Here is an 11,723-nt window from a genome sequence, read left to right as displayed (position 1 = left end):
GGGGGTGAGCGGAGCCTGGTCCGCCGGTTCTCCGGGCTCAGTCGTTGGCGAGGATGGAGCAGAGCGCCCAGATCACGAAGATGTCGAAGGCGAGGATGGTGATCGACCAGAAGGGGTAGTACGGCATGAACGCGAAGCTGCTCAGCGCGCTGAGGAACGCGATCGCGATGCCGACGGCGTTCGCCCAGGTCTGCTGCGCGAGGATGCCGATGCCCGTGGCGATGGCGACCACGCCCAGGATCAGGTGGATCCAGCCCCACGTGGTCAGGTCGAACTGGTAGGCGTACTTGATGCCGCGCACGTAGACCTCGTCGTCGGCGATCGCGGCGATGCCCTGCAGGGCCTGGAAGGCCCCCAGCGTGGCCAGCATGACGCCGGCGAAGGCGGCGCCACCGAGCGCCCACGCGCCCTTGGTGGAGTTCTCGTAGTCCCGGTGTGACGATGTTGTGCTCATCTGGTCCTCCTACGTCGGGCGTACGACGGTTCCCGGGGGATCGGGTTGTTGCCAGAAGATAGGAGTCGGGCCACACGGGCGGGATCACCCGGAATGGGCCAATGTCAGCGCTTGCGGACCGGGGGAGTCTTGGCGCGCTTGATCGCCGATGCGAGCACTTCGGGAGCGTCCTGGCTGAGCTCGGCGTGGATGAGCACCGAGTCACGCCGGTCGAGGAACGGGCGGACGGCGTCGAGATCCACGTCGCTGGCGAGCACGATGAGTGCCGACGTACCCGGCGCGAGCGCGGCCTTGACCTCCTCGAGCAGGGAGCGGTCGACCCCGGTCCCGCGGAGCCGGTGCGCGACCGCGCCGATCGCAGCACCGGCCGCGGCGCCGGCCACCGGGGCCAGCACCACCATGCCGATGAGCCCGCCGAGCAGGGTGCCCTTGCCTGCTGCTGCCGTCGTCGCGTGCCGCAGCTGGCCGATCCGCGGCTGGGACTCCTCCTTCAGCCAGGTGACCGTGATGGCGTCGTGCACCCGCAACGCCCCTTGTTGCTCGAGGTCCTTCAGGCGCACCCCGCCCGCGTCTGCCCCCATGGGGGTGTCGTAGCGCCACACGGTCAGGCTGGGCATGGTGGTCCGTTCTCGGAGGTCTGGCGCGCGACGCCGCCGACTCAGTCGGCGAACACGTCCCGGAGCGCTGCTTCCTGCTCGGTGCTGAGGTTGGTGAACAGAAGCTCGGCGGGTCGCAGGCCGGAGAAGGCGGCATGGACCTTGTCGATCACCGTGTCGGAGGAGAGCACGAACAGGGCCGAGGTTCCCGGCGTGACCTGGTCCCGGACCTTGTTGATGAAGCTGTCGTCGATCCCGACGTCGTTGAGCGAGCCGGCCATGGCTCCGGTCGCAGCCCCGATGGCTGCCCCCAGGAGCGGCATGAAGAAGATCATCCCGAACAGCAACCCCCAGAAGGAGCCGCCCAGCGCTCCTGCCCCCGTGGTGCTGGGCGCGAGCTGGCGCGTCCTCGGCTTCTTCTTGCCCCGCTCCCAGGTCACCGTGGCCGCGTCATGGAGCACCAGGAGGTCCTGCCGCGCCAGCTCCTGCAACGTGCGCGACGCCTCGTCCGCCCCTTCGGGGCTGTCGAACCTCCAGACTGTCAGTGTCGCCATGGCGCCAGACTCGATGCCCCGCGAGTCGCCGGCCTCACCCGAATCCCGTGAATGCGCAGAGGGCGCGACACAACCGATGGATCGGCGGCCGGGCTCGCCCGAATCCGGTGAGGCGTCGGGCGGAGCGCTCGGCCTACGTTCTGGTCCTCCACCAGGTAGAGAGGAGTGACCGTGAGTTCCGTCGTCCGTCACTTCCACGGCAACGAAACGGTGCGGCCGTGATGCCCATGACCAGGATGCTCATCCGGGTGGACGGCGAGCTCACCGACGAGCTGGTGAGCGCCTTCCCGCACCTCACGACCAGGACACATCGCGCCCAGACCACGCTGGTGGGCGACATGACCGACCAGGAGGAGCTGCAGGGGGTCCTGAACCTCCTGAACTCGCTCGGCATCGACGTCGTGGAGATCGTGACGATCCCGGAGGACTGACCGGCCTCCACGGCCGGCAGGTCAGGTTGCCGGGGCTCGCGGTCGCCGTCGCGTCTTCTTGGGCTTGGCAATCAGGTCGCTGTTCGCCACCAGCCGCAGCACCCACCGGCTGTCCGGATCGGCGTCGACCAGGATGGCTCGCACGAGCAGGCTCAGCGGGATGGCCAGCACGGCGCCCAACGGCCCGAGCACCCAGGCCCAGAAGACCAGCGAGATGAAGGTCAGGGTCGTCGAGAGGCCCACGGCGTCACCGACCACCTGTGGCTGGATCACCGACTGGATGACGATGTTGAGAGCGCAGTAGACGGCGATCACCGCGAGCATCATCCCCGGCCCGCCTTCGAGCAGGCCCAGGATCGCCGGCGGGATCAAGCCGATCACGAAGCCGATGTTCGGGATGTAGTTGGTCAGGAAGGCCAACAGTCCCCAGACCCCGGGCGCGGGTACGCCGATGAGGGCGAGGGCAAGGGTGTCGAGCACGGCGACGATCAACCCGAACACCGTCGAGACGATCAGGTAGCTGCGGGTGGCGTGAGCGAAGGTCTCCATCGCGCCGATCAGCGCGGGACGAGCCTCGCGGGCCGCCGTGAGATGACGGGGGAACTGGCTGCCGTCGATCGTCATGAACAGGATCAGCGTGAGGATGAACACCAGGTTCCCCACGAGGTCCAGCGCGCCGTTGAGGATCCCGGTGATGATGCTGGTGAGCTTGCTCCAGTCGAAGGAGCTCGCGATGTCCTGCAGCTCCCTGGAGCTGACCCCCAGCTTGTCCAGCGCGTCGGTCAGGTTCTTGATCTGGGCGTTGAACTCGTCCTCGTACTGGGGCAGCAGATGGGCGAACCGCGCGGTCGCGACGATCATGCAGATCGCCAGGACCACGACCATCAGGTAGACGAAGAGCAGGCACAGCAGCGATGCCAGCCAGCTGGGCATGTGCCGGTCCATCCACCGACGCATCGGGTACGACGCGATGGTCAGCACCAGTGCGAGGAAGGCCGGTCCCACCAGCCCGCTCGCGCCCCTGAGCCCCGCGATGATCACAGTCGCAGCCGCGAAGCTCAACAGCACGATGAAGGCACGGGGCAGTACCCGGGCGGCCTCCGGGGCCGCGGGCGGGACTTCAGCGGGAGAAGAGGACACGTGACTCCTTGCTCCGGTTGCCTCGGGCGCGTGACCGGCCCCGCTCATGGTCGCGTCCGGCCTCGTCTCCGGGGCTCACCCGTCTCGGGTGACGCTGCAGCGCCGCGCGCCTCCTAGCGTGCAGGGGTGTCGGAGGGTGCAGCGTGGCTTGCCGGGCTGCTTGCTGCAGCCCTGGTTCTGGCGAACATCGTCATCTGTGTGCTGGCCCTCGGGGTGCTGCCCGGCAACCGGAAGCCCTCGACCGCGATGGCCTGGTTGATCCTGATCCTGGCCGTGCCGTACCTCGGCATCGTCGCCTTCCTGCTGTTCGGCAGCACCAGCGTCGGACGCAAGCGCCGCGCCTGGCAGAGCGAGGTGAACGCACGCGTGCTCGAGGCGGTATCGGGTCAGCAGGAGGACCCCCCGCGGTCGGACGGGGTCCGCCACAACGTCGACGACCTGACCCGGCTCAACCAGCGGCTCGGTGCGCTGCCGATGGCCGCAGGCAACAGCGTCGAGCTCTTCCCCGACTACGACGGATCGATCGCGGCCATGTGTGCCGAGATCGAGGGCGCCCAGCGCTTCGTGCACGTGCAGTTCTACATCTCCTCGTGGGACGACCGGACCTCGGACTTCTTCGAGGCGATGGCGGCTGCCGCAGAGCGTGGGGTCGACGTCCGGTTCCTGTTCGACCACCTCGGCTCGCGCGGCATCCCGGGCTACAAGCAGTTCAAGGAACGGCTCGACGCGACCAAGGTCCGGTGGGCACCGATGCTGCCGATCGCTCCGCTCAAGGGTGAGGTACGACGACCCGACCTGCGCAACCACCGCAAGATCCTCGTGGTCGACGGACGGGTCGGGTTCATGGGCTCGCAGAACCTGATCGAGCCGGGCTACGACAAGCCGAAGAACCACAAGGCCGGTCGCGAGTGGGTCGAGCTGATGACGCGGGTCACCGGTCCCGTCGTACGCCAGCTCAACGTGGTGTTCGCGACCGACTGGCGGGCCGAGACCCTCGAGGACCTCACGCCCACCCTCGAAGCGGTCCCGCCGGCCCCGGCCCGACGAGACGCCGTGCGCGACGTGTCCTGCCAGGTGGTGCCGAGCGGTCCCGGGTTCGTCACGGAGAACAACCTCCGGCTGTTCAACTCGATGATCTACCGCGCTCGTCGTCGGCTGTCGCTGACCAGTCCCTACTTCGTCCCGGACGAGTCGCTGCTGTACGCCGTGACGACCGCGGCCCAGCGGGGCGTCGACGTGGAGCTGTTCGTGTCGGCGGAGGCCGACCAGTTCATGGTGGCCCACGCGCAGCGCTCCTACTACGCGGCCCTGCTCGAGGCCGGTGTGCGGATCTGGCTCTATCCCTCACCGTTCGTGCTGCACGCCAAGCACTTCACCGTCGACGAGGACCTCGCCGTCATCGGGTCGTCGAACATGGACTACCGCTCGTTCGCCCTGAACTACGAGGTGGTGATGATGATGACCAGCTCGGCCGTCGTACGACGGATGCGGGCGGTGCAGGACGAGTACCGGTCCCTCTCCACCGAGCTGACCCTCGAGGAGTGGCGCTCCCGGGGTCGGGGAGCGACGTACGTCGACAACGTCATGCGCCTGACCGCTGCCCTGCAGTGAAGCGCCACCCCGTCCAGGCCAGGACGCCCAGGGGGATCGGCAGCCAGAACGAGAACAACCGGTAGAGCAGCGTGCCGAGCACGGCCTGGTCGCTGCTGACTCCGGCGAGGACCAGGATCGAGGTCAGCCCGGCCTCGACGAACCCGACGCCGCCGGGAGTGACCGGCACCAGCGCCAGGGCGAGCGAGAGCACGTAGGCGAGCAGCACCATCGACGGCCGGGCGCGACCGCCGACGGCGTACACCGCGGCCACCAGCGCCGAGTAGTCGAGCATCCGGTTGCCGGCGGCGGCGCCCAGGGCGCGTCCCCAGTGACCGGCGAACGCCGCGGCCACGGCGTCGCGCTGGGCCACCACCCGCTCGGCCACCGCGGAGGCTGACACGTGCGGTCGGACCAGGTGGACGGCCCGGCCTGCAGTGCGGCCGATGACGCCGACGAACGAGTCCCAGTGCAGCAGGGCCAGCCCGACCAGCACGAGCATGACAGCGACGACCAGTGAGACCACGAGCCCGAGCTGGAGCTGCCTGGCCGGCGGCGGCCTGATGATCACGGCCGGCACCGTGAGGATCGGCAGTGCGAGCAGCATGCCGGTCGTCAGGAGGCCGACGCTGCCGAGGGCGGCGCCGACCTTTCCGGGCTGGTGGCCTGCACGCACCAGCATCGAGGCCTGTACGACGGTCCCGGTCGCGGCACCTCCCGGGAGCACGCAGCCGGTGGCCAGGCCGGCGAGCTGCGCGCTACCGACCGTCGTCCACGGGGTGCCGGGGAGCAGGGTGCGGACCAAAACCCAGAGGCACGACCAGCCGCCGACCACCAGGACGACCAGCACCCCGAACCACAGCGGGCGCACGTCGCGGAGCGAGGGCCACTCGCCGAGCAGGGCGACCACGCTCGGCGCCACGACGTAGACGCCGATCGCTGTCACCAGCAACCCGACGGCGCGGGGCCCCCAGCGACGTACCAGGTGCCACACGATCGCCTCCCGGGCCGCCCGTCGGACGCCTCGAACGCTAGGCACCCGGGTGCGAGCAGCCCTCACCCGGATCGGGGGAGCGCTCCCCGGGCACCGTGGACGATCCACCATGCGGACTTTATGTACCTGTATAAGTCTTTTGAGAGACAAATACTAAATGTCCGATTAGTCTTAATAACTAACCCGTGGTGGGAGATCGTGGAGGTCAGTGGTGGGACGTCTCATGCGTGGCTTGGTCTGCGCTCTCGTCTGCGCCCTCGCGCTCGTTGCCCTCGGCAGCAGCCCGTCCGAGGCGCGCGGACTCAAGAAGGTCAGCAAGATAGCTCGCGTGGGCCAGGACTGGTACCACGGCAAGCTCAAGGTCTCCTGGAGGGGCGTCAAGGGCGTCACCTACCAGTGGCGCTACGCCCCGTCGCCGAGCGCGCTGGTCAGGACCCGTCCGCTGTGGTCCGGCACCGCTCGCGGCAGCTACACCCGCCCGCTCGACCGCGGCAAGGCCTGGTTCTTCCAGGTCCGCGCCTACAAGAAGGGCATGGTCGGTCCCTGGTCGGCGACCCGGCAGCTGCGGTTCCTGAACCGCTGGCCGAACACGCCCACGGTCACCGGCACCCGACTTCCCGGTGCCGTGCAGTGGAACTGGCCGACCTCGGCCAACGCCTCGCGCTACCGCGTCCGTTGGTCCCCGGCCTGGTACGGCGGCTGGCCCGGCGACGCGACGTACACGACAACGGGCTGGCTCCCGCAGACGGCCCGCAGCTCGACGTACACGCTGCCGACGACCCCGCAGCCCGGTGACGGGATGCTCGCGGTGGCCTACGCCAACCCGATCTTCGGTCAGGTCCAGGCCCAGAACCAGTTCATCACCAACGGCTCCGGCATGCACATCTCGACGTGGGTCCCGATCTGGGCGAAGGCGCCGGTGCCCGCCGCCGGCGACGCGGTCCGGTTCGGCACCTACAACGTCATGCTGAACCCCTCGGGGACGCGTGCCACGGCAGCCGCGCAGAACATCGGCTCGCACGGTCTCACCGTGGTGGCCCTGCAGGAGGCCAACGACAACACGGCCACGGCCCTGGTGAGGGCACTCGGGAGCTCGATCTGGGCCGCCGTACCGACGTCCTCGAACAGCCAGCAGATCCTGTACCGCAAGGACAAGTTCAACCTGCTGGGCCAGGGGAGCTACCTCGTCGACAACCCGCGAGACCCTGCCAACAAGGTGGTCACGCCCTGGGCGCGCTTGTCCTCCAAGACCCCCGTGAGTGCAGGTAGCCAGGCCTTCTTCGTCTCCTCGGTGCACTTCACCGAAAACGCCAGCAAGACCGCGGTGCAGAAGAACGCCGACACCGGGGACGCCGCTCGTCAGGCGATGGCCGCACTCAGCCAGGTCGACTACGCCGACGAGCCGCTGATCGTCGCGGGCGACATGCGCTACGGCCGCGAGCCCTGGGGCGACGTCCCCGGGCAGGTGCCGGCGCAGCCGACCTTCGTCCGTGGCGGTTACTACGACGCGATGGCAGCCCAGTCGATGAGCGGGTACACCTACTCGACGTACAACTCCACCGACGGCAACCCCTCGGCGCGACAGGTGCCCAACGCGGCGGGTCTCGGACCGCGCTCGGACTACATCCTGATGAAGGGGATCGTCGGTTCGAAGTCGTACGTCAACGTCACCAACTGGAGCTACGGCGGCACCGTGCCGTCGGACCACAACCTCGTCTACAGCGACATCCTGGTGCCGACCAACTAGCTGCCGCACACTTCGCCCGATTCGGGTGACCTGCCCGCTTCGGGCGGGAGGCAACCTGTCCACAACCTGACACCGCACGTCTCGGCTCTTGGGACAACGTGCGTGAGGGTCCTCGCCGTGGGATCGGGCCCGACGGGATCACCGGCACGTTCGCGTGGTGGAGGTCTCGGAGGTGTGCGATGGATCACTCGTGGCGATCACTGGCAGTCGGCGCTGCCCTCGGCAGCCTCGCGCTGACGGGGCTGGTCTCGGCTCCGTCCGAAGCGCGGGGCCTGAGCCGGATCGGCGCCATGGCCCGAGTGGGCGAGGACTGGTACCACGCCAGGCTCAAGGTCTCCTGGAAGCCGATCCGGGTGCCCGGCATCCGGTACCAGCTCCGCTACGCCTCGACGAAGTCGGCCCTCGCCCGCTCCCGGGCCAGGTGGAGCGGCACCGCGCACAGCGCCTACACCCAGCCACTGGGGCGCGGTAGCGCGTGGTTGTTCCAGGTCCGGGCCTACCGCAACGGCGTGGTGGGGCCGTGGTCTCGCACCTGGCGGTTCGGCTTCGCCAACCGACGCGCCGGTGTGCCCGTGGTCACGGCCGGAGGCCTGGTGGGCGCGGTGCGGTTCAGCTGGAACTACGTGCCCAACGCATCGCGGTACCGGGTGCGGTGGTCGCCGGCGTACTACGGGAGCTGGCCGGGTGCCGCGACGTACACGAGCGCCGGCTGGCTCAACCAGTACACGCGCAGTGCGACCCACCAAGTCCCGGCGACGCCTCGTCCCGGTGACGGCATGCTCGCCGTGCCCTACGCCAACCCCGTCTTCGCTCGGGTGATCGCCGACAACGCCTACTTCACGACCGGCTGGTCCTCGAGCGTGTCGAGGTGGGTGCCGGGCTGGCCGACCCCTCCCGCCCCCAAGCGGGGTGATCCCGTGCGCCTCGGCACCTACAACGTGATGCTGAAGCCGACCGGTGCTCGCGCCCGGTCGGTCGCGCGCAACATCAGCAGCCACGGGGTGACGGTGGTGGCGCTGCAGGAGGCCAACGACGCGACCGGGGCTTCGGTGCTCGGCTACCTCGGCGGTCCGTGGCGCCTGGTGGACACCGCGTCGAACAACCAGCAGATCCTCTACCGCAGCGACCTGTTCACCCTCCTCGGCTCCGGCGCCTACAGCGTCACGAATCCGCACAAGCCGAACCTGCCGCTCGTGACCCCGTGGGCACGGCTGATCGCCGTCAAGAAGATCAGTGCCAGCAGCGAGTCCTTCTACCTGACCTCGGTGCACTACGTCGAGGAGCCGACCAGGACCCGGCTGCAGACGAACGCCGACACCGCCCTCGATGCCCGCCAGACGATGGCCGCCATGAACGCCGCCGACAAGGTCGGTGCCCCGATCATCATCGCCGGCGACCTGCGCTACGGACGAGAGCCGTACGGCGACGTGGCCGGGTACGTACCCGCGCAGCCGACCCTCGTCCGGGCCGGTTACTACGACGCGATGGCCACCCGGACGCGGTACGGCCACACCTACTCCACCGTCAACAACGTCAACGGGGTCCGTAGCGCGCGGCAGGTGCCGAACGCCTCGGGCGTGGGCCCGCGCTCGGACTACATCATGATGAAGGGCATCGTCGGCTCGAAGAGCTACGCCAACATCTACAACTGGACCGACAACGGGTCGGTGCCTTCTGACCACAACCTGATCTACAGCGACCTCATGGTGCCGCCGAGGTGAGGGCGGCAACTAGTCCAGCCCACCTGTCCTGACCGCACTTCTCACGCTCGTGCCGCAGAAAGCTGCCCGCAGACCGGACCAGTTTCGACCCGGACAACTCGGCCATATGCGAAACGGACCCCGGCCGCCTATGCTCCGGAGGCAACGCCAGACCCGCCCTCGCCCTCGGTTCCGTGCCCGAGTCGGATCTGGCAGCGGATGCCCACCGCAGCCCTGGTCGAGGAAGGTCGTCATGTCGTTGGAACCACCGGGGGAGGGGCGCGACGTCGACGCGATCCTGTACAGCCCCTATCCGGACCAGGAGCTGCTGCGGATCCCCGCGCCCCGTCGGGAGGACCAGAGCGCGGAAGGCGTCGAGCCAGCTGTTCGCACCACTGCTGAGGCGTTCGCACTGGCGGTAGCCTCCGCGGCGGCCGCAGCGGCCCGCACCCGAAGGGACCGGACCACGGCCGCCGACCTGGCGGCCGTGGCGGTGGCGCGAGAGGCAGCGCGGACCGCCCGACGCGTCCAGATCCGTGCGGACGTGGCCGCGGCCCAGGTGCAGCAAGCCGCGGCCGTCGCCCTCGAGGGGCTGGCCGACGACGGGCTCGAGGACGGCGGCGCGGCGGCACAGCTCGCGGGCACCGTGGAAGCGGCCGCCCTGGCGACAGCCGAGGACACGGCCCTCGCCGCCAGGATCGTCGCCAGTGCCGTGACTGCCGCTGCAGCCCAGGTGGCCCGGATGGTGCTGGTCTCGGACGAGGCCTTCGCGCTCGAGGTTGCCAGGGCTGCCGAAGTCCTTCAGGAGCTGACCACGCTCATGACCGGCGGCCGGCCGCAGGGCGCCGCGACATGAAAAACCCCTGCCAGCGTCTCCGCCGGTCAGGGGCTGCTTCGGTGCGCCATCAGGGACTCGAACCCCGAACCCGCTGATTAAGAGTCAGCTGCTCTGCCAATTGAGCTAATGGCGCGAGCGCGTTGAAGCGACTGGAACCTTAGCAGTCAGCCCGGGCCGGACGAAATCGAGATCGGGTGCTCCCGGCCACGCGGGAACATTGAACGTTCAATCAGTGTTGAGCGTCATACTCGACCCAAACCGGAGGTGCGCGATGCCTGCTGTGACCGTGGACGACCTGACCGTCCTTGACCGACTCAAGACGCCCGGACTCGGCGACACCGTGCGTCCGGTCAAGCAGCTGATCGACGCGCCGAAGGGCTACGAGGGCGAGGGATTCCCGGTACGCCGTGCCTTCGCCGGCGTCGACCTCCGCGACCTCGACCCGTTCGTGCACATGGACCAGATGGGTGAGGTCGAGTACGCACCCGGCGAGCCCAAGGGCACGTCGTGGCACCCGCACCGCGGCTTCGAGACGGTCACCTACATCATCGACGGCACCTTCGACCACCAGGACAGCCACGGTGGCGGCGGCACCATCACCAACGGCGACACCCAGTGGATGACGGCCGGCAGCGGGCTGCTGCACATCGAGGCCCCGCCGGAGTGGATGGTGCAGCAGGGCGGCCTGTTCCACGGGATCCAGCTCTGGGTGAACCTCCCGCGCGACGCCAAGTGGAGCGCGCCGAAGTACCAGGACATCCGCAGCGGGCAGGTGGGACTGGCCACGTCGGCGGACGCGGGCGCGTTGGTGCGCGTGATCGCGGGCGACCTCGGCTCCACGATGGGCCCCGGTTCGACGTACACCCCGATGACGATGGTGCACGCGACCGTCGAGCCCGGCGCTCGCCTCGACCTTCCCTGGGAGGTCGACTACAACGCGCTCGTCTACGTGCTCTCGGGCGAGGGCACCGTCGGCGACGAAGGCGCTCCGGTGCGGATGGGCAACCTCGCCGTCCTCGGTGCGGGTGACTTCGTGACCGTGCGGGCCGCCGGCAGCCAGGACAGTCGTACGCCGGCCCTGGACGTGCTCGTCCTCGGCGGGCAGCCGATCCGCGAGCCGGTCGCCTGGGCCGGACCGTTCGTGATGAACACCAAGGCCGAGGTCCTCACGGCGTTCGAGGACTTCCAGAAGGGTCGCCTCGGCACCATCCCGAGCGTGCACAACGCTCCGACGACGCTGACCACGACCGAGGACTGACCCGACAACGGCCCTCCCCGTCGTACGGGGAGGGCCGCTGTGCATGGAGCGGTTTTCCTAGGCCGCAAGACTTCCGGCTCTGCCGGGCGGCGTACAGAACATCTGCGGTTCAGAAACGTGAACTGCACAGAACCGCAGGCGCCGCGTTCAGTGCTCGTGTCACGTCAGGGCCCGCCCGAGCGAGCATGACTCAACCACCGGACACGAAACGAAACGGACCGCAGGCCGCACGTGCGGCCTACGGTCCGTCTCCGTCTGGGGTGAGTAACGGGACTTGAACCCGCGACATCCGCCACCACGTTGGGCAGAGTCTCGGCCCCGGGGGCCTGCCCGAGCGAGCATGACTCAACCACCGGACACGACACGAAACGGACCGCAGGCCGCACATGCGGCCTACGGTCCGTCTCCGTCTGGGGTGAGT

General features: G+C 69.0%; 11 protein-coding genes and 1 tRNA gene. 6 read left to right on the top strand and 6 right to left on the bottom strand.

The window, feature by feature from the left end:
- Positions 1 to 37: 37 nt before the first annotated feature.
- The 3 genes from H976_RS0118260 to H976_RS0118250 form a co-directional block, all read right to left on the bottom strand.
- Positions 38 to 454 carry a hypothetical protein gene (locus tag H976_RS0118260; RefSeq protein ID WP_027862714.1) on the bottom strand — a complete coding sequence of 139 codons (417 nt, stop codon included), beginning with the start codon at positions 452 to 454 and terminating at the stop codon, positions 38 to 40.
- A 104-nt stretch (positions 455 to 558) separates the two neighbouring features.
- Positions 559 to 1,071, bottom strand: coding sequence for a DUF1269 domain-containing protein (locus H976_RS0118255; RefSeq protein ID WP_027862713.1), 513 nt, complete (start codon positions 1,069 to 1,071; stop codon positions 559 to 561).
- 41 nt (positions 1,072 to 1,112) lie between these two features.
- A complete protein-coding gene (locus tag H976_RS0118250; protein WP_027862712.1) occupies positions 1,113 to 1,604 on the bottom strand; it encodes a DUF1269 domain-containing protein in 492 nt (163 codons plus the stop codon).
- Positions 1,605 to 1,831: 227 nt separating this feature from the next.
- Here H976_RS0118250 and H976_RS0118245 point away from each other — a divergent pair, with 227 nt between their 5' ends.
- Positions 1,832 to 2,035 carry a hypothetical protein gene (locus tag H976_RS0118245; protein ID WP_155918503.1) on the top strand — a complete coding sequence of 68 codons (204 nt, stop codon included), beginning with the start codon at positions 1,832 to 1,834 and terminating at the stop codon, positions 2,033 to 2,035.
- A gap of 21 nt (positions 2,036 to 2,056) precedes the next feature.
- Here the strand turns inward: H976_RS0118245 and H976_RS27180 are convergent, their stop codons facing one another.
- Positions 2,057 to 3,175: an AI-2E family transporter gene (locus H976_RS27180; RefSeq protein ID WP_051277009.1), complete on the bottom strand. Its 1,119-nt coding sequence runs from the start codon at positions 3,173 to 3,175 to the stop codon at positions 2,057 to 2,059.
- Between the two features lie 126 nt (positions 3,176 to 3,301).
- Here H976_RS27180 and cls point away from each other — a divergent pair, with 126 nt between their 5' ends.
- Positions 3,302 to 4,786, top strand: coding sequence for a cardiolipin synthase (gene cls, locus H976_RS0118235; protein WP_231388981.1), 1,485 nt, complete (start codon positions 3,302 to 3,304; stop codon positions 4,784 to 4,786).
- Here the strand turns inward: cls and H976_RS27175 are convergent.
- Complete coding sequence (locus tag H976_RS27175) at positions 4,758 to 5,759, bottom strand: lysylphosphatidylglycerol synthase transmembrane domain-containing protein (protein WP_051277008.1); 1,002 nt, start codon at positions 5,757 to 5,759, stop codon at positions 4,758 to 4,760. The genes cls and H976_RS27175 overlap by 29 nt on opposite strands.
- A gap of 223 nt (positions 5,760 to 5,982) precedes the next feature.
- Here H976_RS27175 and H976_RS0118225 point away from each other — a divergent pair, with 223 nt between their 5' ends.
- The 3 genes from H976_RS0118225 (at position 5,983) to H976_RS0118215 (ending at position 10,062) form a co-directional block, all read left to right on the top strand.
- On the top strand, positions 5,983 to 7,506 hold the full coding sequence (locus H976_RS0118225; RefSeq protein ID WP_027862709.1) for a hypothetical protein: 1,524 nt from the start codon (positions 5,983 to 5,985) through the stop codon (positions 7,504 to 7,506).
- 179 nt (positions 7,507 to 7,685) lie between these two features.
- Positions 7,686 to 9,227 (top strand): hypothetical protein, encoded by a 1,542-nt coding sequence (locus H976_RS0118220; RefSeq protein WP_027862708.1) that lies wholly within the window; start codon positions 7,686 to 7,688, stop codon positions 9,225 to 9,227.
- Between the two features lie 232 nt (positions 9,228 to 9,459).
- Positions 9,460 to 10,062 (top strand): hypothetical protein, encoded by a 603-nt coding sequence (locus H976_RS0118215; protein ID WP_027862707.1) that lies wholly within the window; start codon positions 9,460 to 9,462, stop codon positions 10,060 to 10,062.
- A gap of 42 nt (positions 10,063 to 10,104) precedes the next feature.
- Here the strand turns inward: H976_RS0118215 and H976_RS0118210 are convergent.
- A tRNA-Lys gene (locus H976_RS0118210) sits at positions 10,105 to 10,177 on the bottom strand.
- Between the two features lie 138 nt (positions 10,178 to 10,315).
- Here H976_RS0118210 and H976_RS0118205 point away from each other — a divergent pair.
- Positions 10,316 to 11,302 (top strand): pirin family protein, encoded by a 987-nt coding sequence (locus tag H976_RS0118205; RefSeq protein ID WP_027862706.1) that lies wholly within the window; start codon positions 10,316 to 10,318, stop codon positions 11,300 to 11,302.
- The last annotated feature ends 421 nt before the right edge of the window (positions 11,303 to 11,723 follow it).

The organism is Marmoricola sp. URHB0036, assembly GCF_000426045.1.
Taxonomy (GTDB): domain Bacteria; phylum Actinomycetota; class Actinomycetes; order Propionibacteriales; family Nocardioidaceae; genus Marmoricola.
The sequence above is the reverse complement of the archived record's forward strand: the minus strand, read 5'-3'. Positions and strand labels throughout refer to the sequence as shown.